At 57.1% G+C, this 23,649-nt stretch carries 19 protein-coding genes; 4 read left to right on the forward strand and 15 right to left on the reverse strand.

The window, feature by feature from the left end; all coding sequences use genetic code 11:
• Positions 1-43: 43 nt before the first annotated feature.
• The 4 genes from ABNF92_RS07110 to typA form a co-directional block, all read right to left on the reverse strand.
• A complete protein-coding gene (locus ABNF92_RS07110; protein ID WP_291909296.1) occupies positions 44-1,051 on the reverse strand; it encodes a porin in 1,008 nt (335 codons plus the stop codon).
• Between the two features lie 488 nt (positions 1,052-1,539).
• Positions 1,540-1,998: a D-aminoacyl-tRNA deacylase gene (dtd, locus tag ABNF92_RS07115; protein ID WP_069185110.1), complete on the reverse strand. Its 459-nt coding sequence runs from the start codon at positions 1,996-1,998 to the stop codon at positions 1,540-1,542.
• A gap of 92 nt (positions 1,999-2,090) precedes the next feature.
• On the reverse strand, positions 2,091-3,053 hold the full coding sequence (pip, locus tag ABNF92_RS07120) for a prolyl aminopeptidase (protein WP_349343828.1): 963 nt from the start codon (positions 3,051-3,053) through the stop codon (positions 2,091-2,093).
• A 126-nt stretch (positions 3,054-3,179) separates the two neighbouring features.
• Positions 3,180-4,991, reverse strand: a complete 1,812-nt coding sequence (typA, locus tag ABNF92_RS07125; RefSeq protein WP_069185108.1) for a translational GTPase TypA — start codon at positions 4,989-4,991, stop codon at positions 3,180-3,182.
• Between the two features lie 560 nt (positions 4,992-5,551).
• Between typA and glnA the strand changes: the two genes are divergently transcribed.
• The 4 genes from glnA to ntrC all read left to right on the forward strand — a co-directional run bounded on the left by glnA (position 5,552) and on the right by ntrC (position 10,426).
• Entirely contained in the window at positions 5,552-6,955 is a 1,404-nt protein-coding gene (gene glnA, locus ABNF92_RS07130) for a glutamate--ammonia ligase (RefSeq protein WP_069185107.1), read from the forward strand.
• Between the two features lie 173 nt (positions 6,956-7,128).
• The gene (locus tag ABNF92_RS07135; RefSeq protein ID WP_069185106.1) at positions 7,129-7,653 is read left to right on the forward strand and encodes a DUF4124 domain-containing protein; all 525 of its coding nucleotides are present in this window, start codon (positions 7,129-7,131) and stop codon (positions 7,651-7,653) included.
• A gap of 254 nt (positions 7,654-7,907) precedes the next feature.
• The gene (gene glnL, locus ABNF92_RS07140) at positions 7,908-9,002 is read left to right on the forward strand and encodes a nitrogen regulation protein NR(II) (protein ID WP_069185105.1); all 1,095 of its coding nucleotides are present in this window, start codon (positions 7,908-7,910) and stop codon (positions 9,000-9,002) included.
• Positions 8,999-10,426: a nitrogen regulation protein NR(I) gene (gene ntrC, locus ABNF92_RS07145; RefSeq protein WP_153634797.1), complete on the forward strand. Its 1,428-nt coding sequence runs from the start codon at positions 8,999-9,001 to the stop codon at positions 10,424-10,426. The genes glnL and ntrC overlap by 4 nt, the downstream gene beginning before the upstream one ends.
• 61 nt (positions 10,427-10,487) lie before the next feature.
• Here ntrC and ABNF92_RS07150 read toward each other — a convergent pair whose 3' ends face one another.
• The 11 genes from ABNF92_RS07150 to ABNF92_RS07200 form a co-directional block, all read right to left on the reverse strand.
• Positions 10,488-14,912 carry a DUF2341 domain-containing protein gene (locus ABNF92_RS07150; protein WP_349343829.1) on the reverse strand — a complete coding sequence of 1,475 codons (4,425 nt, stop codon included), beginning with the start codon at positions 14,910-14,912 and terminating at the stop codon, positions 10,488-10,490.
• A 399-nt stretch (positions 14,913-15,311) separates the two neighbouring features.
• Positions 15,312-16,097 (reverse strand): type II secretion system protein, encoded by a 786-nt coding sequence (locus tag ABNF92_RS07155; RefSeq protein ID WP_349343830.1) that lies wholly within the window; start codon positions 16,095-16,097, stop codon positions 15,312-15,314.
• Positions 16,097-16,588, reverse strand: a complete 492-nt coding sequence (locus ABNF92_RS07160) for a type II secretion system protein (protein ID WP_349343831.1) — start codon at positions 16,586-16,588, stop codon at positions 16,097-16,099. Before ABNF92_RS07160 ends, ABNF92_RS07155 begins: the two co-directional genes overlap by 1 nt.
• Positions 16,585-17,034 carry a prepilin-type N-terminal cleavage/methylation domain-containing protein gene (locus tag ABNF92_RS07165; protein WP_153634801.1) on the reverse strand — a complete coding sequence of 150 codons (450 nt, stop codon included), beginning with the start codon at positions 17,032-17,034 and terminating at the stop codon, positions 16,585-16,587. Before ABNF92_RS07165 ends, ABNF92_RS07160 begins: the two co-directional genes overlap by 4 nt.
• A gap of 71 nt (positions 17,035-17,105) precedes the next feature.
• Positions 17,106-17,567 (reverse strand): type II secretion system protein, encoded by a 462-nt coding sequence (locus tag ABNF92_RS07170; protein WP_153634802.1) that lies wholly within the window; start codon positions 17,565-17,567, stop codon positions 17,106-17,108.
• Positions 17,568-17,608: 41 nt separating this feature from the next.
• A complete protein-coding gene (locus tag ABNF92_RS07175; RefSeq protein ID WP_153634803.1) occupies positions 17,609-18,118 on the reverse strand; it encodes a prepilin-type N-terminal cleavage/methylation domain-containing protein in 510 nt (169 codons plus the stop codon).
• A 37-nt stretch (positions 18,119-18,155) separates the two neighbouring features.
• Complete coding sequence (locus ABNF92_RS07180) at positions 18,156-18,698, reverse strand: hypothetical protein (protein ID WP_227514621.1); 543 nt, start codon at positions 18,696-18,698, stop codon at positions 18,156-18,158.
• A gap of 39 nt (positions 18,699-18,737) precedes the next feature.
• On the reverse strand, positions 18,738-19,967 hold the full coding sequence (locus ABNF92_RS07185; protein WP_069185096.1) for a type II secretion system F family protein: 1,230 nt from the start codon (positions 19,965-19,967) through the stop codon (positions 18,738-18,740).
• Positions 19,967-21,736: a GspE/PulE family protein gene (locus ABNF92_RS07190; RefSeq protein WP_069185095.1), complete on the reverse strand. Its 1,770-nt coding sequence runs from the start codon at positions 21,734-21,736 to the stop codon at positions 19,967-19,969. The genes ABNF92_RS07185 and ABNF92_RS07190 overlap by 1 nt, the downstream gene beginning before the upstream one ends.
• Positions 21,736-22,812 carry a tetratricopeptide repeat protein gene (locus ABNF92_RS07195; RefSeq protein WP_349343832.1) on the reverse strand — a complete coding sequence of 359 codons (1,077 nt, stop codon included), beginning with the start codon at positions 22,810-22,812 and terminating at the stop codon, positions 21,736-21,738. Before ABNF92_RS07195 ends, ABNF92_RS07190 begins: the two co-directional genes overlap by 1 nt.
• Complete coding sequence (locus ABNF92_RS07200) at positions 22,809-23,648, reverse strand: AAA family ATPase (protein ID WP_069185093.1); 840 nt, start codon at positions 23,646-23,648, stop codon at positions 22,809-22,811. Before ABNF92_RS07200 ends, ABNF92_RS07195 begins: the two co-directional genes overlap by 4 nt.
• Between the last annotated feature and the right edge of the window lies 1 nt (position 23,649).

Consider the following 23,649-nt stretch of genomic DNA (forward strand, 5'->3'; position numbering starts at 1 on the left):
AGGGTCGCCGGTTTTCATACTACAGGATTAGCCGGTTGGCTGATCAGAAGTAGTAAACAGCACCAACTGAAGCGATGGACTGCTCGTCGCCAGAGGCGCCTTCCAGGCTGTACTCGTTAGCTGCGTCTGAACCAGACAGGTAGCCTTCGAAGTAAACGTACATGTGATCAGACACGTTGTGCAGAGCCTGCAGGATTACGGTGTCTTTCTTGTCGCCAGAAGCATCGTCGTCCAGCATCTGGTAAGACAGAGCGAACTGGTTCGCGCCCATGGTGTACACACCCATTACGCCAACGATGTCGTTTACGTCTTTGCGGGTCTGGTATTCACCAATCACGCTGAAGTCGCCAGCGCTGTAGGTCGCTGTCAGACCGTAGCTGTTTTCGTTGTTGTCGGCTGCAGCGCCGCCGTCGTTGGAGTCCATACCAACAGACACTTCAAGAGCGTCTACAGCGTAGGTCGCAACCAGCTGGTACGGGTAAGATTTGTCCGCGCCGCCCTTGGTGTCGCTATCGCCGTTAACCTGAACAGCTGCAGAAACAGTCAGACCGCCGAAAGACGGAGACATGTACTGGACCAGGTCACCTTCACCAGTGGAGTAGTTACCGAAAATGTCGGAACCCACTTCGTGGAAGTTACCAATCTTTACGATGGCACTTTCGTAGACAGAATCGTCAGAGCCGACCCAGATCTGACCGAAGCTATCACCCTTAACACCTACGTAGGCTTCGTCAAGAGCGTCGATACCGTTGCTGCTGGACTTGTCGTCAGCGTTGATGCCTTCAAGCTCCAGCTTGAAGAAGCCAGTGATGCCCGGAGCGATTTCGTGATCGTGCTTAACGCCCAGAGTGGAACCGTTGTCAGCGTGCTCAACCTCGGAGCCACCGCCGTCAACGTTGGTGTGCTTCAGCACGTACTGGATGTTGCCGTATACAGACGGCATGGAGTCCATCTTGGCCGCCAGTTCGGAAGCTGACATTTCAGCCTGTGCGAAAACACTGCCAGAGAAGGTAGCGGCTGCAATAGCAGATGCGATGAGCGTTTTTTTCATGTTGCGTCTTCCTTTTTGAGTTAACTCAGGTTTTAGCGACGGGTTCTTATCCCGATTTTGTAAGGCTTCACCAGTCAGGCTGGATGAGGCCGATTCTGCATTACCCTTGTGTCAGTTTGATGACACACAAGTAACTTTTCTTCTTCTTCGGATAAATCTGAAAGATTCCAGATCTATACAGCTCAAACACTTACAGGATCTTCTTAAAGTCCTGAATGATGAAACTGTTTTAATACAATCATTCTCATTTTGCAAATTAACTGCGCTGCATTTTTAGCTCTTTTGGCACCAGAAACGCAATTATTTATGCGATTTGGCGCTCAGGAGCTCCGTTGCAGTTATATTTCAAATCCGAGGCCAGATTACCATTAACTCTTTATTAACAGCAGCTTGCCCCCTTAAAACTGCGCACACACAAAGTCTCTGATGGTAATTTCGCACCATTGCAGGCCAGCATGGCGGCCTGCGCACAATACTAGTGCAACTACCTATTCACACCTTTGTCTATTCTCAAGCATGAAGGTGACAGGCCCATCATTCGTTAACCCAACCTTCATATCCGCGCCAAACCTTCCTTCCCCTACTCTATCCGGCCCCAGGCGTGAAATTGCGTCTGCCACAAACGATTCATAAAGTCTGTTGGCGTCATCCGGCCCCGCAGCCAGGGAAAAACCGGGCCTGGTTCCGGAAGACGTATCGGCCGCCAAAGTGAACTGTGGAACAACAAGGAGGGAACCACCGATATCCAGCAGGCTGCGATTCATCCGCCCTGCGTCATCGGGAAACACACGGTAAGTGAGGATTTTTCGGCAAAGTTCCCTTGCCTCGCGCTCGCTATCTCCTTTCTCGACGCCCAGCAACAGCAAAAGGCCTTTGTCGATCGAGGCTATCTGCTCACCGCCCACGGTAACACTGGCTTGCGAAACTCGCTGGATCAATCCTTTCATCAACTGCCTTGAGGACGATTGAACAGGCAAAAATTAAGATCGGGCAAGAGTGTATCCATGCCAATTACCGGCCGCAACCCTCAAAACGCAATTCAGCCAGCACTTTTTTCAGTTTTCGCGACAACGGACTCAACACCGCGAATGAGTGCATCGACAATAGCTGGCTCCGATGCAGAGTGGCCCGCATCCCGAATGATCTGGAATTCTGCCTCGGGCCAGGCCTTACTGAGCGCCTGGGCATTATCCAGAGGACAAACCATATCGTAGCGTCCGTGTACGATAATCCCGGGAATGTCCGCCAGACGGTGCGCATTGCGAAGGATCTGGTCGGGCTCAAGAAAGGCGGCGTTCATGAAATAGTGGCATTCGATACGGGCCAGCGCGATGGCTACATGGGGATGGCCGAAATGCTCAACTACCCTGGGGTTCGGATGCAGGGTTGCACACCTACCCTCCCAGATTGACCATGCCTTAGCCGCCTGGATCTGCTCCAGCTCGTTGGTACTGGTCAATTTTCGGTAATAGGCTGCCACCATGTTATCGCGCTCGACTTCCGGAATTTGCGCCTCGAAGTCAGACCAGTAGTCCGGAAACACGCGGCTGGCCCCTTCCTGGTAGAACCACTGAATATCGCGGGGACGACAGAGAAATATGCCACGCAGAACCAGCCCGGACACTCGTTCCGGATGTGACTGGGCGTAAACAAGGCTAAGGGTCGACCCCCAACTGCCGCCGAACAGAAGCCACTTATCGATACCGAGGAACGAGCGTATCGCCTCCATATCCTCAACCAGCTTGTCGGTGCTGTTACCCTCGAGCTCTGCTAGCGGCGTGGAACGGCCGGCACCGCGCTGATCCATAAGAATAATCCGGAACCGCTCGGCATCGAAAAACCGCCGGTGATAGTCCTCGCACCCACCCCCCGGGCCACCATGAACAACGAGAACCGGCATCCCGTCGGGGTTTCCACTTTCTTCAACGTAGAGTTCATGAGGTGGATCAACGGCAATACGGTGCTGGGCGTTGGGCTTGATTTCCGGGTACAGGCTGAGCATGAAGCGCTCCGTTTAAAGGATTTACCCGGAGTTTAGCTTAAGCGAAAAGAAAGAGGCATTCCGTAGAGGGGAGTACAAAAGGAAATGGGGTCAGATGAAGACTTTCATCTGACCCCATTAAAGACGTTACTTCTTGCTGGCGCGCTTACGCTCGTTCTCGGTCAGAAGCTTCTTGCGCAGCCGGATGGACTTCGGCGTCACTTCCACCAGCTCATCGTCGTCAATAAACTCCAACGCCTGCTCAAGCGTGAACTTGATGGGGGGCACCAGGCCGATGACTTCATCCTTGCCGGAGGCACGCATGTTGTCGAGCTTTTTGGCTTTGGTGGGGTTCACCACCAGGTCATTGTCCCGGCTATGAATACCACACAGTTGCCCTTCATAGATCTCCTGACCCGGATCCAGGAACAGCTTGCCGCGGCTCTGCAGGGTTTCCAGCGAGTAGGTCAGCGCGGTACCCGTAGCCATCGACACAATGACGCCGTTCTGGCGGCTGGTAACGTCCCCAACCTTGATCGGGCCATAGTGGCTGAACGTGGACGTAAGGATGCCAGTACCTGAGGTCATGGTCAGGAAGGTATTCCGGAAACCAATCAGGCCGCGAGCGGGAATGGTGTAATCCAGACGCATGCGGCCCTTGCCATCCGGCACCATGTTGGTCAGGTCGCCCTTGCGCAGCCCCATTTGCTCCATGACAGCACCCTGGTGCTGCTCTTCGATATCCACGATGACGTTCTCGTACGGCTCCTGCTTTTCGCCATCCACTTCCTTGATAACCACTTCGGGGCGGCCAACGGCCAACTCAAAGTTTTCGCGTCGCATGTTCTCGATCAGAACTGAGAGGTGCAATTCGCCACGACCGGACACCTTGAACTTGTCGGCAGAGTCGCCTTCCTCAACACGCAGCGCAACGTTATGCAGCAGTTCTTTTTCCAGACGCTCCTTGATGTTCCGGCTGGTAACGTACTTGCCTTCCTTGCCGGCAAACGGCGAATCGTTGACCTGGAAGGTCATGGATACAGTCGGCTCATCCACCGTCAGTGCTGGCAGCGCTTCAACGTTGGCCTGGTCACAAAGGGTGTCGGAGATGAACAGCTCATCCATACCGCTGACACAGACGATGTCGCCAGCCTGGGCTTCGTCTACCTCGACACGCTGCAGACCGGAATGCCCCATGATCTTTAGGATTCGGCCGTTGCGCTTTTTGCCGTTGGCGCCAATAGCGGTTACCGGCGAATTGGTTTTGATCTTGCCGCGCATGATACGGCCGATGCCGATCACGCCGAGGAAGCTGTTGTAATCCAGCTGGGAAATCTGCATTTGGAACGGGCCGTCCGGGTCGACATTGGGTGCCGGGACATGGTCAACAATCGCCTGGAACACGGCATCCATGTTGTCATCCAGCTTTTCGTGATCCAGCCCGGCAATGCCGTTCAGGGCGCTGGCGTACACAATCGGGAAGTCCAACTGCTCATCGGTCGCGCCCAGGTTGTCAAAAAGGTCGAATACCTGATCCACAACCCAATCCGGACGGGCGCCAGGACGATCGATCTTGTTAACCACAACGATCGGACGCAGCCCCGCGGCAAACGCCTTCTGGGTAACGAAGCGGGTCTGGGGCATGGGGCCGTCGATGGAATCAACAACCAGCAGCACGCAATCCACCATGCTCATGACCCGCTCAACTTCACCGCCGAAATCTGCGTGGCCCGGTGTGTCGACAATATTGATGTCGTAGCCATTCCATTTCAGAGCGGTGTTTTTCGCCAGGATGGTGATGCCCCGCTCTTTTTCCTGATCATTGGAATCCATGACCCGCTCGCTATCGAGCTCTTTGCGCTCCAAAGTGCCTGACTGGCGCAAAAGCTGGTCTACGAGCGTGGTTTTACCATGGTCAACGTGGGCGATAATGGCGATATTACGAAGTTTCTCAATCACAAAAATATTCCTGCGGCATGCACTCAATGACCTGAGAAGGTCGTTCGCAGGGGGAATCCCAGCACATGCCGTCTCAAATCCGTAAAATGAACTCATTCACCGGAGCTGGCTGCCCGGCACCCTGCACGGTGCTTTCCGATCATGGACCTGAAAATGACAGGGTAAAAAATGAAGCGGCGCGCAGTATAGCGAAAAGTCTGTGTCGTTAATATGAAGAAAAACGCCTATTCTTCATACAGCGGGCGCGCACCTCATTGGGGCGACCACCTCATAAATGCACCAACAAGGTGCACCATTTGGGTGCAGGTTTTCGGTGGAGGGCGCATCATTTCCTTCTAATATGCCCCAAACCCTTGCAGTTGCGCCGTTCTGGAGCATGCCCTAAAAATTGGCAAGCGCCTTGCTTTATCGAAATCAGCCGAAATTTACAGGTAAGACGCAACGGCATTTGCTAAGCTGCGCAAACCTGAGAAACAGATCGGAACCCGATAACCCGGGCGATCCGGCGCCACGAACATGAATACAGCCGCCTGTGCGGTATAACTTACGGAGCATGCACAATGTCCAAGACAGTTGATTTGATCAAAGAACACGAAGTCAAATGGGTTGACCTGCGCTTCACTGACAGCCGCGGTAAAGAGCAGCACGTTACACTGCCTGCCACCGAAGTAGATGAAGACTTTTTCGCAGACGGCAAGATGTTTGACGGCTCCTCCATCGCGGGCTGGAAAGGCATCAACGAATCCGACATGATCCTGATGCCGGACGACGAGACTTCCGTACTCGATCCGTTCACCGAAGAGACCACCGTAAACATCACCTGCAACATCGTAGAGCCTTCTACTATGCAGGGTTACGAGCGTGACCCACGCTCCGTTGCCCGTCGCGCAGAGGAATACCTCAAGTCTACCGGCATCGCAGACGGCGCCCTGTTCGGCCCCGAGCCCGAGTTCTTCGTGTTTGACTCCGTAAAATGGAACGTCGACATGCAGGGTGCGATGTACCACATCCACTCTGAAGAAGCCGCCTGGGTTTCCGGCGAAGATTTCGATCGCAACAACATCGGTCACCGCCCGGGCGTAAAAGGCGGTTACTTCCCGGTTCCGCCGGTTGACAGCCTCCACGACCTGCGTGGCGCCATGTGTGCGGCCATGGAGTCCATGGGACTGGAAATCGAAGTGCACCACCACGAAGTGGGCACCGCTGGCCAGTGTGAAATCGGCGTTGGCGCCAACACTCTGACCCGCAAAGCAGACGAAGTTCAGATCCTGAAGTACTGCGTGCACAACGTGGCCCACGCCTACGGCAAGACCGCCACTTTTATGCCCAAGCCGGTTGTCGGCGATAACGGTTCCGGCATGCACGTTCACATGTCCCTGAGCAAAGACGGCAAGAACCTGTTTGCCGGTGACAGCTACGCTGGCCTGAGCGAAACCGCTCTGTACTACATCGGCGGTGTGATCAAGCACGCCAAGGCCATCAACGCCTTCACCAACAGCTCCACCAACTCGTACAAGCGTCTGGTTCCGGGCTTTGAAGCTCCGGTTATGCTGGCCTACTCTGCCCGTAACCGTTCAGCCTCTATCCGTATCCCGTATGTGAACAGCCCGAAAGCGCGTCGTATCGAAGTTCGCTTCCCTGATCCGTCTGCTAACCCGTACCTGGCGTTTGCAGCGCTGATGATGGCTGGCCTTGACGGTATCCAGAACAAGATCCACCCTGGCGATGCCATGGACAAGGATCTGTACGACCTGCCGAAAGAAGAAGCCCTGAGCATTCCGACCGTGGCCGAGACTCTGTCCGAAGCCCTGGACTGCCTGGAAGCAGATCACGAGTTCCTGACTCGTGGTGGCGTATTCACCGAAGACATGATCGCAGGCTACGTTGATCTGAAGCGCGGTGAAGTCGAGAAACTGAATATGACCACTCACCCGATCGAGTTCGACCTGTACTACTCCTGCTAACACCTCGCTTTAGAGGAAAGCAGACAAGCCCCGCCTTCGTGCGGGGCTTTTTTGTGAGCAGCCGCACAGTGCCTGGAGCCCTTAACGATATGTAACCAACATCAGGCTCTGCAGGCGTTGAAAAGACTCCGGGCGCCGCCGATAATCGAGGAAACCCAATAACAGGTGAGCTTATGAATCCAAAGTCTGGATTGGTTGCCGGCCTTTTCTTTTTGCTGGCGGTTCCCGTCTCTGCCGAGGTTTACCGAAATGTCGATGCCTACGGCAACGTCACCTACTCTGACGAGCCGAGCGAGGGCTCTGAAGCGGTCCAGGTCAAACCAGTCACGACCATCACATTGCCCAAGCCAGAAGTTGTTCAGGAAACCGAAAAGCTGCGCGAAGAAGTGCAGCGGGAAGGCGCAGCTTACGAAAGCGTCTCGTTCGCCTATCCGGACAACAATCAGGCGTTCCATAGTGGCAGCGGCGACGTACAGTTCGAGGTCCGTAGCACACCCGGGCTCCAACCTGGTCACAAATACGAAGTAACGCTGGACGGGCAGCCAGTCGGGCAGAGTACTTCTGGCTCGATCACCGTCAACAACGTCTTCCGTGGAACCCATGAAGCCCGCGTCCACATCGTGGATGAAAACGGAGTTCAGGTGAAAACCGGCTCACCGATCACCTTCACCGTTCACCGCCCTTCCGCATTGAACTAACCAAACCTGCCTAACAATTCGCACTATTTTGGTGCGCACGCACCAGAAAAAAGCCATACTCTGATCAGCAACGGGGCGCATTTTCCGGACTGGTCAGAGGGATTTCTCCCATTTGCACCAGCTTACGGCACTTTTCAGCGCCAATAAGCCCCTCTGCCCGCACTTTGCCCACTCATTCGTGAACCGGATTCAAAGTGGTTCGCTTTTTGCAAAACTCCGGAGGTCACACTATGTCGAACCAACGGGATTCACGCATGGCACTGCCTTCGGCCCATCAAACCGGATACAAGAGCATTCTCGACAGCCTCACTACCGCTGTCCTGGTGCTCGAGGACAATCTCAGCATCCGGTATCTCAACCCCGCCGCCGAAAGCCTGTTCGAAACCAGCATGACCCGCAGTCAGGGCCAACCCTTCCAGGACATTCTGGTGGAATCCGAAGACGCCCTGAAAACGCTTTTTGCCGCTGTACGGAACGGACAATCCTATACTCGCCGCGAGGCCGAGTTCCTCCTCACCAGCGGTTCCCGGCTTACGGTCGATTATTCCGTCACCCCCATCAGCCTGGAACCGACGGAACTCCTGATCGAGATCCAGCCGAGAGACAGGCTGATGCGGATCAGTCGTGAGGAAGACATCATCTCCCAGCAGGAGACCACTCGCATTCTGGTCCGCGGCATGGCCCACGAGATCAAGAACCCGCTTGGCGGTATCCGTGGTGCGGCGCAGCTTCTTGATCGGGAACTCAACAGTGAGGATCAACGGGAATACACCCGGGTCATCATCGACGAGGCGGATCGGCTCCGGAGCCTTGTGGACCGGATGCTGGGCCCGAACAAGGCATTGAAGCTGGCGCCGACCAATATTCATGAAATCCTCGAACGAGTAGGCACCTTGCTTGAGGCCGAAAGCAAGGGACGACTGAATTTTGAACGGGATTACGACCCCAGCATTCCCGAGTTCAAGGGTGACAAGGAACAACTGATTCAGGCGTTCCTGAACATCGCACGGAACGCCATGGAAGCAGCCTTCGAAAACCAGGCGAGCCACAGTTCCGATGAGCCGCCGACCATTACGTTCCGTACCCGCACCCTGCGCCAGTTCACCATTGGCAACCGACGCCACAGGCTCGTGTGCCGGGTCGACGTTATCGACAACGGCCCCGGCATTCCGCCGGAGCTGGTGCAGAACATTTTCTATCCGATGATCAGTGGCCGTGCCAGTGGCACCGGCCTGGGCCTTTCCATTACCCAGAGCATCATCGGCCAACACCGTGGACTGGTCGAATGCGAAAGCGAACCAGGCCGAACCGACTTCATCATCTTCCTGCCTCTGGAGGACACCCCATGAGCCAACCGGCGAACGTCTGGATCATAGACGACGACCGCAGTATTCGCTGGGTGCTGGAGCGCGCCCTTAACCAGGCCGGTATGCAGCCCCGAGTTTTTGACAGTGGTGAAAGCATCATGATGCGGCTGGAACACGAACAGCCGGACGCCATCGTGAGCGATATCCGGATGCCCGGCGTCGACGGCATCACCCTGCTGTCCCAGATTGTGGACGTTCACCCGGACGTGCCTGTCATCATCATGACCGCGCACTCGGATCTGGAGAGCGCCGTAACCAGCTACCAGACCGGTGCCTTCGAATACCTTCCCAAGCCGTTCGATGTGGATGACGCGGTCGCACTGGTCAAGCGCGCCGTGGCCCACAGCCATGAGAAGCGTGCCAGTGGTGAACCCCAGGCCGAAATGTCCCAGCGCAACGCCGAAATCATCGGTGAAGCGCCTGCCATGCAGGAAGTCTTCCGGGCTATTGGCCGGCTTTCGCACTCCAACATCACGGTCCTCATCAACGGCGAAAGCGGCACGGGTAAGGAACTGGTGGCCCAGGCGCTGCACAACCACAGCCCCCGGGCGAACCATCCCTTCATTGCCCTGAACATGGCTGCAATTCCCAAAGACCTGATTGAATCCGAACTCTTCGGCCACGAAAAGGGTGCCTTCACCGGCGCTGGCGCCGCTCGCCAGGGCCGGTTCGAACAGGCCAACGGTGGCACCCTGTTCCTGGACGAAATCGGGGATATGCCCGCTGACACTCAGACCCGCCTCCTGCGGGTTCTGGCCGATGGCGAATTCTACCGGGTAGGCGGCACAACCCCGATCAAGGTGGATGTGCGCATCATCGCGGCAACCCACCAGGACCTGGAGAAACTGGTGCAGGCAGGCACCTTCCGAGAAGACCTGTTCCACCGCCTGAACGTCATTCGCGTGCACTTGCCCAAGCTCGCCGAGCGCCGGGAAGACATCCCCCGCCTGATGCAGCACTTCCTGAAACGGGCGGCCAAAGAGCTGGCCGTCGAGCCCAAGATCCTGCGCGAAGAGGCCGAAGAATACCTGACCACCCTGCCCTGGCCCGGCAACGTCCGCCAGCTGGAGAACACCTGCCGATGGCTGACAGTGATGGCCAGCGGCCGCGAGATCCACATTGATGACTTGCCACCCGAGTTATTACACCAGGCCGAGACACCAACCACCGGAGCAACCTGGCAGGAAGGCCTGAAAAACTGGGCCGAACAGGAACTGAAGCGTGGCAAGAAGGGAATTCTCGATACGGCCGTGCCCGAGTTCGAGAAAATCATGATTGAAACAGCCCTGAAGCACACCGGTGGCCGTCGACGGGATGCCTCCATCCTGCTGGGATGGGGCCGGAACACGCTCACCCGGAAAATCAACGAGCTGGGGATGGATCATCCGGAACACGAGGAAGACTGACGATTGGCGAACCGCCGGGGTTCGTTGATGTTTTGGGGCAGGACTCGCGTCCTGCCCTTTTTTATCGTTCCTGCCAGTAGATCACGCGGTCGTGGCCGCGATAGACGCCGAACGTTGCCAGCCCAAGCGGATCCTCAAGAACGCCATCATCATTCCAGTCAAACTCCAGCCAGGCGTCGACATTCCAGACCAAAGAATCGGTCCCACGGGTACCGTTGGGCACGAGTTCCAGCGGCGTGGCCTCGCCCATGGAGAAGTTGCCGCTTGAAGGCGCACTGGCACTGAGCGAATGGTGATTTGCCGAATTGGTCAAATCAGTTGTATTCCAGATCGTGCAGCTATCATTTGTGTGGGTCATGAAACTTGCCCCATCCCAGTACTCAAGCCTGAACGGCATTGCGAGCGACCCGATATTTTCCGGGCCATAAACGTTCTCCAGAGTGAATCGGCCAAACCGGACATCAAAAGCGGCCGCGGGTGTAAACAGGTATGGTGCAGCGGCGGCTGCCACACCATCAGAGTCAGTCAGGCTGGTCACCGAAAACTCAAGCTGTGGCACAAATGGCGCTATCCGGGAATCGGAGGTCTTGTTATAAACGAAGCGGTCCGACGCCGAGAAATCATAAAGCATCACCCCTGAACCCAGCGAAGACACCGGATCCGTGAGGTTGCCGCCGACCTCGGTTGGCGAAAGCGCCATAAACGCGCCAGCCGTGTCGACAGCGGCAGTATCGGACGTTGGATACGAGCGATTGATATCGGAGGCGACGAGCCTTTGGAATCCAGTGAATGTGTAATTCCGTGTTCGGGTTCCCTGCACCGACAAAGGCTCAATGGTCAGAGAAGGTGTAACCAGCCATTCGAACGCCTGTCCGGTGTAAACAAAAGCTGAACCCGTCGTACACTGGGCCTCAAACTCGCCGGGATCGACCGATACCTGAAAGCGGTCCGGGTAAAAGCGTCCGATTGGAACACTTTGCCCACCGGGAACGTCTCGCCCGAGGTAGCTTCCTGGCACGGGCGAAGCTTCAAAGCGAAAAACACCGACCTCTGAGACCTCGGCTGCCACAATCTCTTCTGCCGAGGAGGATCTGGTGTGGGAGTAGCTGACGGGTGATACTGAACCGGGTGCCCCGCCATCAGGTTGAACCAGGCTGGAAGACAAGGGTATATCCAGTAACCGGAAATTGGGCGTAATCGGATTGCCCTGACACAGATCACCATCGCCGTTCTGCTCCCAACCCACAGCGGTGATCGAAAGATCAAACGTCTGTCCCGCTTTCCGGAATGCAGGACAGGTCGCGTTTCCGGCCGGGCAATCACCCGCGGATGTCACACAAAAACCAGCCGGAACACTGACAAAACTGTCTGCGCCTGGCATTTGTAAACCGTCGTCGCCGGTTGCTGCCGAGCCGAGGTAGAGAGCATTCAGGTTCATCAGGCCTGCGTCAGGATAAACAACACCCACCTCTGCGATACCGCCCGCACCAAACTGCAGACTGATCGGCGTCGCGTTGGCCTGGCCGGAACCAACCGCCGCGTTTTCAACGAAAACTGGTCGGCTTTCCGGGCGCCCCGAGGGGTCTGGATCAACATACGTCGACCAGAAACGAACCTCCCGCTGGACATTCTCAAAAGCCGGAACGCACGCACCAGTCTGGTTATCCCGCCGCACGGCGCTCACCTGGATTGAGGTCGCTGGCCGGTGCGAGGTCAGATCCGGTACATCGAAGGCAAGCCCCGCATCAAGGAAAGGCAGTTCACAAGCTGCGGTCGAAACATTACCACTTCCATCGTCACACAGGGTCTGGGTAAATGCCTTCGTTGAAGGGTTTGAAGATGCAATCCCCAGGTTTGCAGTTCCCGCTGTAGTAATCTGCAACTGGCGAGTGGTCTGGCCGCCACTGAATGAAAAACTGTCGCCGCCGACCCAACCCGACGGATTGAGTGTTACATCCACCGGGTCCGTAAAAAGCACACTGCAATCGGCATTTTCACAAGCTCTGAGCGTGATCGTTTCCGGCTGACACGTCAGTGCTGTGCCGTCATGCACGAATTCGAAGTGATCTACCAGCTTACCGACCGGGTTCAGCTTTTCAGCGCAAAGTTGCAGATTATCCAGCTCGTGGATGTTGGTGGAACCACCGGTTGAACCAGTCAAAGAAAGGTAGAAGTTTTGAGGCGTTACCGGTTGATTCGGGAAACTGCTCAGGTCCAGTTGAACAAGCTGCTGGAAATTATTACCAGTTCCCGAAACATCCCGCTCGACGGAAACAATCGGCCCCACACCGCCTCTCGAGTCCACAATAATCCGGTACCGATGAGGCGTTGGATTATTACCTGGCTGGTCGATTCCCGGGTTCAGGGAACCGGTTCCTCCCAGGTACTGGTAGTTGCTCTGGGCAGCGCCACGGATAGCAACCGCATCACGAACAAAGCCAATACCGCCCACGCGCCCTTCAGTGGCGTTGGAAAAGTTACCGAATTCATCCAGGCCAATGCCCAGCCAACCGCCCGCGAATCCGGGGTCGCCATTGTTGCGTTGGGCATATCCAAGGGACCCCCCGAAGCTCCCGGGCTGAGGGGTAACCGACGCATCCGACAGCACAACCGTCAGGCCGTCCGCCCCGTTGCCACCGTACGCAAAGTAGTCGAATTCAAGCCGCACATAATTGTCCGCTCCCGGAATCAGGTTCTGGAACGTTGCGGCCGTCGCCTGGTTGCCAGCGGCCTCTGTCATCCGCAGGCGACCGTTGACAATACCGGGCGTGAAGCTGCCACTGGATACATTGGTTATCCAGTCATCCGGCGACAGGGTACCCGTACCAAAGGTATCACCTGCACAAGTCAGCGGTGACGAAGAGCCATCAATTACCACATCGTCGATGTGCCAGAAATCGAAGTTGCCGCTGTTGCCTGAGTCCTGAACAAAACGTATGCGGAAGTCGGTATGAAAGGCATCGGGCGGCAGTGTGAAGACAACATCGCCCGACTCACCGCTGGTTCCGTTACCGGGGTATCGGTCAATCAGTTCCCAGTTGCCGGCATCATCAAGATATTCGACCCGCAGGTCCTCGCTGCCATCGGGATCCTCACTGAAGGCATCATCGCCCCGCCTCCACCAATAGGAGACGGTGCCCGTTGTCAGGCCGGAAAGGTCGAGAGGGTCAAGCGTGACTTCGGCGAAGCCGCTCGAGGTAAACAGGGAACGCACGGGACTCTTGCTGGTTTGCGAACTGATCCCCGCATCACCGCCGGACGATGTCACCACAGACCAATCCGGTCCGAGAGAACTGCGCTCGAAATCATCACAAAACAGGGCCGTTAATGTGCTGCAGAAGCCGCCCGTCTCTTCATTACCGACAACAAAAAAGGCCCCCGGATCAGAGAGATTGTTGTAGTGGGTTCTCAGCCAGCCGCCAGACCGGGCCCCTGTTGAGATCCGGATCTCATCAACGTCGCCATTCAGAATGGTTTCACCGTTGCCCTGAACGATGCCATACCCGGATCTGTAAGGCTGAGAGGTTACGTTGAGGGTTCTGCCGGCACAGTCGTTATCGGATGCAACCTGTTGCCCGTTGATGTAAGCGCGGGTCGTGGTCCCGTCGAAACTGATGGCGTAGTGAGCCCACTCGTTACTGGCGCTACCGCCATCGAACCACGCCTCGGTGTTGCCGCAGGTCACCCCCCACGTAACACCGTTGTTCTGCCTGACGGCAATGCGGAACAAGTAGTTGGCGCCCCAACCAATGACATTGCCTTTCCAGAGAATCGGATGATGATCGTTTCCGGACTGATTGCCGGAAACCCTTGCCCAGGCTTCGGCCGTGAAACTTGTCGATAAGCCAGGGTCGCCGAAATCGAAAAAACGTACCGCCGGGTCTTCAGATTGCCCATTGGCGAACTGCCCCGGGTGCGCTCTTGCGCCGGCGACGATCCCGTTATTGAGATACGTCGGGTAGTTGTTGCCCTGTCCCAGCAGATCGCCGCCGTTCAGGTTGGCTGTCGAATCCTCCAAAGTGGTCTGCCGACCTCCTGACTCTTCCAGGTGGTGAACCATCTGAAAGTCATTATCCCAGGCACCAACTGGATTCGACTGGTTTGCCGCTGCGGGATTGCCGTAATACAGATACAGGTTGGTATTGGCGGATGCTGACAGGTTTGGTATCCGGATCCAGGCCACAAGCTCACCGGTAGAACCGTTATAGCGTTCCAGCTCATGGTCAAGTTGGGTCCCATCCTCAAGCGCAAAAACGATATCGTCTCCATCCGCTTGGGCGGAACTGGCCAGATCGGCATCTGTCGCCCTGAACATGACCGCAAAATCTGCCAGGTCACCCACCACCTGGCTGGCCTGGATCTGGATCGCCTTTCGGTAATTCCAGTCAGGATTGAACCAGGCGGCCTCAGAAACTGCGGTCCAGGCCATTAAAACCAGAAGAGCGAGAAAACCGGATATCGGACGGTTGGTTCGGATCCACTTCATCTGACACGCACCTCAATTATCCGCACAGCCCGATCGGGTCCACTGCCACACTGTCCCGTGCTGGAAATCGAAAAAACCGTGTTGCCACCCGGGCCACTGATGTTCTCCGTGACGGATTCACAACTGAGCGCAGCGCTACAGCCGTTGAGCCCTGTTGCCGAAAAAGATAGGGGGGTTGTCAAGGCACTACAGTCGCTGGACTCAAGCACATCCCTCACGGCCACCTGCGCGCCGCTCTCGGCTGCATAGAACGCTCTCTGGGACTGAATCTGCAAGCTGACAGATTCACCACTGGCCTGCTGCAGTTGAGCCATTCCGATGACCAGAAGAGCCAGAACAGTAATGATGAACAAGGCGACAGGTAAACCAGCGCCGCTCTGATTAGCCATATTATGAGGTTCACGGTACATTGCGGATCTGCACCTCCTGGCTGATATCCGTAGTCTCACCGGAATCAAAATCCTCCAGTACAAATCCGAACGACACCACCGCACCACGCTGAAGGCTGGGCGGTGTCACCTGGAAATCCAGCGAGTTGTTCACCAGTGTCGCGGCCATGACTTCCCGATCCGGATAACTCGATGGCAGGCCCGATGCGGGTGTGGCGTTGATTCCATAGTTCCTGTAACGATACAGGTACCGACCTACCTGACAGACAGCCACCGGTTCGCCAACAATATAAAACCGGCGCTCAGGCGACTGTGCCGAGAATCGATGTGTGGCCCCCGAATCAAATGTGACGGTTACTGGCGAAGCACCGGTGGGCATCGTCGCCGGTGGCGAGATCGGCCCCGGACTGCCCAGGCTGTAAACGTCGGAACCGTAGCCATAGACCACCACCCGTCCCGAAGCGGATGCGCCTCCTGGAAGAGGGACAGCGCGAAATGAATTCGGGGTTGCGCCTCGGGGAAGGTCGAGATAGTTGGACGCCGCCAGGATTGGCATCCACTCAAGACAGGTTCCACTGGCATTGGTTCTGATGGATGTGGGAAGCGCCTCGCGAACCTCGCGACTGATCTGTTCACTGATCACCACGCCCGCCAGGGAACGCTGCTGCCGGGAGCTTACGTCCAACGCGCCCTGCGTGGACAGACTGACAAAGCGCACCGAGATGATGGCCACAATCGCCAGCAATACGATCACAATGACCAGTTCAACGAGGGTAAAGCCGCGACACCGGTGCATCAGAAGTTGGCCCGGTATGCGGTGAATGAAAAAATCTGGTTGCCGGGAGCCGTGATATCGAGATCAATCCGTTTGGCTTCTTCCGCGGGCAAGCCAACTTCCGTTCCTGCGCAGGTGACAGTGATCGAGATGGAAAAACCGGAATAGCCACTCAGGGCAGAACCTGTGGCTGTCGATGGCGCCCCGGTAAGACCGTCGTAGTCGTCAACATCGTCAAAAGTGGCCCGGCCCTCGGAACCTTCCGGACCAATGGAACAGGCCCCCGAAAACTTGGGAAATCCGCCCTGGGGCGTCTGATCATCGTATTTCTGGGTCAGAATTTCATCCATGTAGAGCTGGGCCAGCTTTACCGCGCGGGTCTGATTCAGCGGATCCGCGCTGCGCCCAGTGATGAGCGCGAACGCACCAACCACACCTGCAATGGCCACACTGATAATCACGATAGTGATCACCAGCTCCACCAGGGTTGCGCCGGTTTGAGTAGGCCTCATGACTGACAGCTCCCGGCGTATACTGCGCCCAATGAACTGAGACACGTCTGGAAGGTACTGTCGCCCGAAAAAGTGAACTGCAGATTGGTGCCGGTTGAAGGCGCTCCTTTGCTGTCAAAGGTCAGCGTCAATGGCAACCCGCCCGGTGCTGAAAGACTGGTACCCTCCCGGGCTATCTCGAAAGTACGTGGATTGCCGGAACCGGCACCCACGATAAACCGGAAATTATCTCCACCCTGCTCGATAGTGAGGGTGTTGGCGGGATTCCCCGCCAACGCTGCCTGTTGAGCAAGCAGCGTGGCGGAGGCAAGTTGCTGGGTAGCCAGCAAGGGGGAGAAGGCCGAGCGGCTGGCGAACAGGCCAATGCCCAGAGCGGAGAGGACTCCGATCAGAACAAGGACCATTACCAACTCCACCAATGTGAATCCGAGAGGTTTCACTACCATCTGGCCTTCAGCCCCGTTTATTAACTGTTCAGAAGATTTAGGCCTTCAGACTGTGGTGTCCCCTGGACTGATTAAGAACACGTTACATCTGAGATTATAGGCGCAGCGTTAGACGGAGTCGCAGCACCAGCTTCAGTATAAGTAAACGTGCAACCACCTTGTGTGAAGGTTGTTACTCCTCCGCTCTCCGTCGGATTAAACTCATTCGATATCTGCGCAGCATCTGCAATATCTGAAGCATCTGCATAACCATTAGTTATCGCAATTGCCTCGCCTTCCAAAGTCACAGAAATATTTCCACTTCCGTCATCCACGCCCTGTCCCGCGAGAAAGGCTGATCGCACAATTGAAGACGCGGACCTCACTGCTCCCTGAGCGCCCTGCACTGAAGCACTCTCAGCCTCTCCACTCAAATCCGCAAACCGCGGCAAAGCAAACGCCGCCAGAATCCCCAGAATTACAATCACCATAACCAGTTCGATCAGGGTGAAGCCTTTTTCTTTTCTTGCCGCAATGGCTGTCATCGCTTTCATGGTATTACTCCGTTTTTATCGCCAGTTGGCTTCGAGGTTTATCAGTTAATGGTTGTGGTTATTTCGCCAGTATCAGCATCATACGCAATGGTGCTGCCCTGGCTGTCTGCTTGATAGGTGAATACGCAGTCTCCGCTGCTGATCGATATCGCGTATTCAGGATTGGAGCCGTTCACGGTGGGTGCGTTGGATTGCAGAACACCCAGCCAGACTTCCTCGCACTTGGTGGCATCCATCGTAGTACCCGTGTCGTTTGAAGCAACGGAAGTCGGCCAGCCGTCATCACTGACATCGACATTGTCGTTGCCAAAGCCAACAACATCCGTTTCAGCTGCGGTGAAGCCGTTGGATACCCACTGTGTTTTAGCCAACGCCACACCCGCGGCCAGTGCCCCGGCAGTCGCACGAATACTCGATTGATGCGCCTGCTCTGACAGCTGGGCAAATCGTGGCAGAGCGAAGGCGGCAAGAATTGCCAGGATGGCAATGACGACCACCAGCTCAATCAGGGTGAAACCCTGCTGTTTTTTCGTTCTCGTATCCCGCTTCATAGCGTCGACCTCTTTACGGTTTCATTCGTCCGTCTGGTCAGCGTTGCGCATCCTGCGTTTGCGCTGCTTCTTCTGTCAACGACACCGGGGCGAGTTTTAGCCCCGTCAGCCGTTCTTCCTGCTCCCGCGCACCATTCCCGTTGCGGTCTGCAAATTCCGTTGTCACTGCCCAGGCCAGAGGCTGCTCCTGGTTGGCTTGCCGACTGTCTATGGTTATCGGCTGCCCCGGTTTATAAATTAACCAGCCTTTGGGCCCGTATTCTGTTTCTTTTTGTTCGCTTACCCGGAAACACCAGGTTGCCGGCGCCAGTTCCTCGCCCTGGCATCGCCCAGCGTAATTACCCCACTGGTGCTCCACCAGCTCAAACGGGTTGATGCCCCTGTGCTCAGCAAGACGGCCGTCACGGCTCAGCATTACCTCTGCACCCTTGATCACCAGGGCCGATCTGAGCTGGCCGATCACCATGTTGGCGGCCCGTTCTTCTGCATTTCGGCTTTCTCGTTCCAACACGCCGAGCAGGAACCACCAGAGCACTCCCAGTACGGCCAACACCACCGCGAAGCGGAACCTGCGCGACATCGCCAGTCCGCTGGCCTCTGAAACCCGTGCCGCTGGCACTCAGCCCCGCCCCATGGCGGCGGCCCCCAGATCCCAGATCGGGAGGAACACACCCAGTGCCAGAATCAACACGAGAATGCCCATGGCCACAATCAGTATCGGTTCAATCGACTCCGCCAGTCGCTTGAGTCCGTAGTCCACATCCTCATCGTAAAAATCCGCGACATTGTTGAGCATGTCGTCCACGGAACCGGTTTCCTCGCCCACCGCAATCATCTGCAGAATCAACGGGGTGAACATTTCGCTTTGTCTGGCTGTTCTGAGCAGAGTCTCGCCTCTTTCGATACCGCCTCGCATACCCTTGATGTGGGTCGAGATCCAGGCATTGTCTGTGGTGTCCGCCACCACGGTTAACGCCGTTGTTACCGGCATGCCGGCGGACAGCATGGTAGCAAAGTTCCTCGCGAACCGACTGAGCGTGATCAATTCCAGCAATGGTCCGATAATCGGCAACCGGAGTTTGTAACGATCCCAGGTCAGTCGGCCCTGTTCCGTCTGTTTCCATTGCCGGAGCAAGAGTCCGCCAGCAGCGACCACAAAGAGCATCACGTACCAGTAGGCCAGAAGGAAATTGGAGGTTCCGACCAATACCTGGGTCAGGAACGGCAGGTCCGCCCCCAGCTTGTCGAACACCGAAGCGAATTTCGGGATAACCAGAAAGTTCACGACCATCAGCGCCGATAACAGGGCGATAACGACGAACATCGGATAGCGCATGGCCTGTTTGAGGCGACGCTTGGTGTCCCGCTCAAGCTCGAGGATTTCTGACAGGCGCCGGAAGGCGTCGTCCAGCATCCCGGTGTTCTCGCCCACATGAATCATGGCAATAAATAACTCCGAGAAGACCTTGGGATGCGCCTGCATGGCCGTAGCCATGGTTGTGCCGCCTTCGAGCCGGGTGGTCACATCCTCCAGCACTTCCGCCAGCACCGGTGAACGGGTGGTTTCCGCCAGGCCGCGCATGGTGCGGATCAGGGGAATACCCGCCTTGGTCAGGGCATGCATCTGGCGACAGAAAACAATCAGCTCATCGAGGGTGACCTTCTTCCGGAATATCGGCAGCCGGTTCAATCGATCAACAACCGAATCCGTATCCTCCACCTCCCGGATGGAGAGCGGGGTTATCCCCCGGCGCATCAGCTCAGTAGCAGCGGCATCGGCATTGGGAGCGCCCAGCAAACCCTGCTGGACACTGCCACGATTATCCTTGCCCCGGTAGCTGAACTGCATCAGGCACCTCCACCAACAGGCTCATCCGGCAAGGGAATCTCGTCATCGGGCGAGAAATCACCCTCGGAGGTCGCCGCCACCCGGGCCACTTCCTCCAGCGTGGTGGTGCCCTGTAACGCAAAATCCATGGCGCACTGTCCGAGCGGTCGGTACAGGGCGCTCAGGCGAGCCGCTTTGGTGAACTCTGAGACATCCTGGCGCCGCAAAGCGTCCAGCATGGCCTCGTTCATTTCAAGCATCTCGTAAACGCCAACCCGGCCCTTGTAGCCCGTGTTGCTGCACTGGTAGCAACCTCGGCCATGCACGAACCCGGCTTCCATATCCAGCGGATCCAGATCAAAGCTGCGCAGCCACACCATTTCCTGTTCCGTCGGTGTGTAGGCCTCGGCACAGTTGTCACAGACCCGCCTGACCAGACGCTGGGCAACCACGCCGAGCAGCGAGCTGGCCACGAGAAAGGGTTCGGCACCCATATCGATCAGTCGCATGGCGCTGCTGATGGAGTCGTTGGTGTGCAGGGTGGAAAGCACGAGGTGACCAGTCATCGCCGCCCGCAGACCGATTTCCACGGTCTCGCGATCCCGCATCTCGCCCACCAGGATCACGTCGGGATCCTGACGCAGGGCGGCCCGAAGTACATTGGCGAATTCCAGACCGATTTTAGGGTTCACCTGCACCTGGGTAATCCGGGGCAGGCGGTATTCCACCGGATCCTCCGCGGTGATTATCTTCACCTCAGGGCGGTTCAGTTCCGTGAGGGCGCCATAAAGCGTGGTGGTTTTACCGCTACCCGTGGGGCCGGTCACCAGAATCATCCCGTGGGGTTTCTTGATCATCCGGCGGAATCGTTCCAACAGCTGCGCCGGCATCCCGGTGCCATCCAGGTTCAACATGCCCTGGCTCTGGTCCAGCAGACGCATCACAACGGATTCACCATACTGAACGGGCATGGTGGATACCCGCACATCGATACTGCGGCCCTTCACCCGGACGTTGAAGCGCCCGTCCTGGGGCATCCGCTTCTCGGAGATGTTCAGGCCGGCCATCAGCTTCAGGCGCAGGACCAGCGCGGAATTGACACGCTTCTCCTTCATCACCTGCTCCTGAAGCACCCCATCCACCCGCTGCCGGATACGAACAACGGTCTCGTCCGGCTCGATGTGGATGTCCGAGCTGCGGGCCTGAACCGCGTCCTCGAACAGCGTTTGCAGAAGCTTGACCACCGGCGCTTCGGCGCTTTCGGATTCGGCCGAGAGGTCCGCGAGGTCGAAGGCATCCTCGCCCAGCTCGTCCTCCAGCTCTTCCGCCAGTGAGGCAATTTCATCGGTACGCCGGTAGACCAGGTCCAGGGTGCTCAGCAGCTCGCTCTCACGCACCACCGCCTGTTTGATGGGCTGCTTCAGAATGCGAACCAACTCATCGTAGGCAAAGATATCCAGAGGATCGGCCATCCCCACCAGCAGCTCGCCACTATGCTCCGCCAGCACGATACTGCGGAACCGTCGGGCCATGGCCTCCGGTAGCTTTTTCACCAGTTCGTTGTTGAACTGGTAGTGACGCAGCTGTACAAAGGGAACATCCAGCTGGCGGGACAGGATATTGAGCAGACTGTCCTCGTCCACATAACCAAGGTCTGTGAGCGTTTTACCAAGCTTACGCCCGGTGCTTTTCTGCTCGCGCAGGGCCGTCATCAGCTGCTGCTCAGTGATGACATCATTCTGGACCAGCAGGTCGCCTAACCGGACTTTCTTTTTCGGCTCTGTCGTCATCATCCCGCCTGCAAAGCTTTCAGTCGTTCGCGAACGTAATTCGCCAGGGACGGCGAAAGCCCGGGTAACTGGGCGGCCTGGCTGTAGGCCCGGACCGCGCTGTTGGTCTCGCCGCCTGTCTCCAGGGCAATCGCAAGGCCCACCCACCAGGCCGCGCGGCTGTCGTCCTCGGCAATAAGGGCCGACCAGTGTCGGGCCGCGTCGGTGGTGCGGCCTGCCTGCTGCAGCAAGGTCGCCAGGGTTACCCGATACTCAACGGCCTGGCGCACTGCAGGCACGCTACTCTCAAGGGTGGCGAGTGCTTCGGGCAGACTGCCCTTGACGTGGAGTGCCCGGGCCCTGAGAAGTCGCAGACCGGCATCGCCGCTCGTCACCGATTCCGGAAGCCAGGCCAGAGCCCTGTCAGGCATTTCCTGCACCAGCATCTGACGCGCGAAAACTTCGCGGCTGGCAGTCGCCACCTGAACATTCGCCAGTTCCTGCAACATCTGCTCAGCTTGACGGGGTTCACCACTCCTCAGCAGCGAGGCCAACTCCCGGCTGACTCGACGATCGATGGCTTCGGGCGTCTCACGAACCTGTTTTATGGGTGGCGTTGGCGCTTCGGATTCCTGGGCAGTCTCGGCTTCGGCCACCACCGGTGTAGTGACGGCGGGTTCAGGCTCCGGGGCTTCGACTCTCACCGGTTCAGGTTCAGGCTCCGGTTTCTGTGGCTCAATCGCCTCGGCTACTTCCCTGGCTTCCGGTTCCGACTGAACCACAACCTGGGGTTCAGGGGCGGGCTGCGAGGCCTCTGCGGTGTTGTCGTTTTCGGCAACGCTCTCGAGTTGCAGTTCTGTTCCGGCCTCTTGCGCCGGAGGGGCACTCACGTGGACAGGTATGTCTTCATTACCGGTTCGAGTCATCAACCAGAAGGCAGATGCGCCCACTGCGCCTGCGACCAGGAAAACGATGACGACCCAAGACCCGTAACGCGAACCGCGTCGCGATTGCGACTGTCCCGCATAGGCCGCGGCCACTTCCGGCCGGTTCTGTCGCTGCTCTGCAGCACGCAGGGCATCGTTCAGCAGGCTCATAACCACCTCCCGATCAGTCCCGGCAAGCGAACGCTCTCGGTGTCGCGAATGGCCTGCATGGCATGGCCTCGCTCAATAAGACGGTCACCCCTGCCCCAGGCGGCCAACATGGACTTGTGAGCCAGAATATTAACCAGCCTCGGAATGCCACCGGAGGCCCGGGTAATCAGCCGAAGCGCGCCCGGTGCAAAAAGATCGGCGCCGTTGTAGCCGGCCTGGGCCAGGCGATGGCGCAGATACTGGGCAACCGAATGGCGGTCCAGGGGGGCGAGGCGATAGTGGAACGTTATGCGCTGGTTGAGTTGGCGCAGGCTCTGCTTTTGAAGCAGCACATCCAGCTCTGGCTGGCCAAACAGGACCACCTGCAGCAGCCGGACGCTCTCGGTTTCCAGATTGGTGAGCAGTCGCAACGCCTCAATGGTCTCTTCCGGCATCGCCTGGGCCTCATCAATCACGAGGACAACCGGCTTTTGCTCCATGGCATGGGCGATCAATTTTTCGTTGATGGCCTTGAGCACCTGATGCGCGTTGGTGCATCCGGACAGTTCCACGCCCAGCTCTTCAGCCACGGCTTCGTAGAGCGTATCCGGGGTCAGGTGCGGGTTCGGAATATAGGCAGTGTGGGCAATCGGCTCAAGTTCGTTCAGCAGGAGCCGGCACAGCAGGGTTTTGCCCGTGCCCACCTCTCCGGAGATCTTGATAAAGCCCTCCCGCTCTTTCAACGCCACCAGCAATAATTCCAGCGCATCACCATGGCTGGGCACCCGCAGGAAATAGCGGGTGTTGGGCGTCAATGCGAACGGTGCTTCCTGCAGTCCGAAATGGGCTTCGTACATG

This window comes from Marinobacter sp. MMG032 (genome assembly GCF_040112695.1).
GTDB lineage: Bacteria > Pseudomonadota > Gammaproteobacteria > Pseudomonadales > Oleiphilaceae > Marinobacter > Marinobacter salsuginis.

Bases quoted from the DNA above. Each gene is read 5' to 3' on its own strand.
- ABNF92_RS07110 (WP_291909296.1), bottom strand. From the start codon at position 1,051: ATGAAAAAAACGCTCATCGCATCTGCTATTGCAGCCGCTACCTTCTCT.
- dtd (WP_069185110.1), bottom strand. From the start codon at position 1,998: ATGAAAGGATTGATCCAGCGAGTTTCGCAAGCCAGTGTTACCGTGGGC.
- pip (WP_349343828.1), bottom strand. From the start codon at position 3,053: ATGCTCAGCCTGTACCCGGAAATCAAGCCCAACGCCCAGCACCGTATT.
- glnA (WP_069185107.1), top strand. From the start codon at position 5,552: ATGTCCAAGACAGTTGATTTGATCAAAGAACACGAAGTCAAATGGGTT.
- ABNF92_RS07135 (WP_069185106.1), top strand. From the start codon at position 7,129: ATGAATCCAAAGTCTGGATTGGTTGCCGGCCTTTTCTTTTTGCTGGCG.
- glnL (WP_069185105.1), top strand. From the start codon at position 7,908: ATGGCACTGCCTTCGGCCCATCAAACCGGATACAAGAGCATTCTCGAC.
- ntrC (WP_153634797.1), top strand. From the start codon at position 8,999: ATGAGCCAACCGGCGAACGTCTGGATCATAGACGACGACCGCAGTATT.
- ABNF92_RS07150 (WP_349343829.1), bottom strand. From the start codon at position 14,912: ATGAAGTGGATCCGAACCAACCGTCCGATATCCGGTTTTCTCGCTCTT.
- ABNF92_RS07155 (WP_349343830.1), bottom strand. From the start codon at position 16,097: ATGCACCGGTGTCGCGGCTTTACCCTCGTTGAACTGGTCATTGTGATC.
- ABNF92_RS07160 (WP_349343831.1), bottom strand. From the start codon at position 16,588: ATGAGGCCTACTCAAACCGGCGCAACCCTGGTGGAGCTGGTGATCACT.
- ABNF92_RS07165 (WP_153634801.1), bottom strand. From the start codon at position 17,034: ATGGTAGTGAAACCTCTCGGATTCACATTGGTGGAGTTGGTAATGGTC.
- ABNF92_RS07170 (WP_153634802.1), bottom strand. From the start codon at position 17,567: ATGAAAGCGATGACAGCCATTGCGGCAAGAAAAGAAAAAGGCTTCACC.
- ABNF92_RS07175 (WP_153634803.1), bottom strand. From the start codon at position 18,118: ATGAAGCGGGATACGAGAACGAAAAAACAGCAGGGTTTCACCCTGATT.
- ABNF92_RS07180 (WP_227514621.1), bottom strand. From the start codon at position 18,698: ATGTCGCGCAGGTTCCGCTTCGCGGTGGTGTTGGCCGTACTGGGAGTG.
- ABNF92_RS07185 (WP_069185096.1), bottom strand. From the start codon at position 19,967: ATGCAGTTCAGCTACCGGGGCAAGGATAATCGTGGCAGTGTCCAGCAG.
- ABNF92_RS07190 (WP_069185095.1), bottom strand. From the start codon at position 21,736: ATGACGACAGAGCCGAAAAAGAAAGTCCGGTTAGGCGACCTGCTGGTC.
- ABNF92_RS07195 (WP_349343832.1), bottom strand. From the start codon at position 22,812: ATGAGCCTGCTGAACGATGCCCTGCGTGCTGCAGAGCAGCGACAGAAC.
- ABNF92_RS07200 (WP_069185093.1), bottom strand. From the start codon at position 23,648: ATGTACGAAGCCCATTTCGGACTGCAGGAAGCACCGTTCGCATTGACG.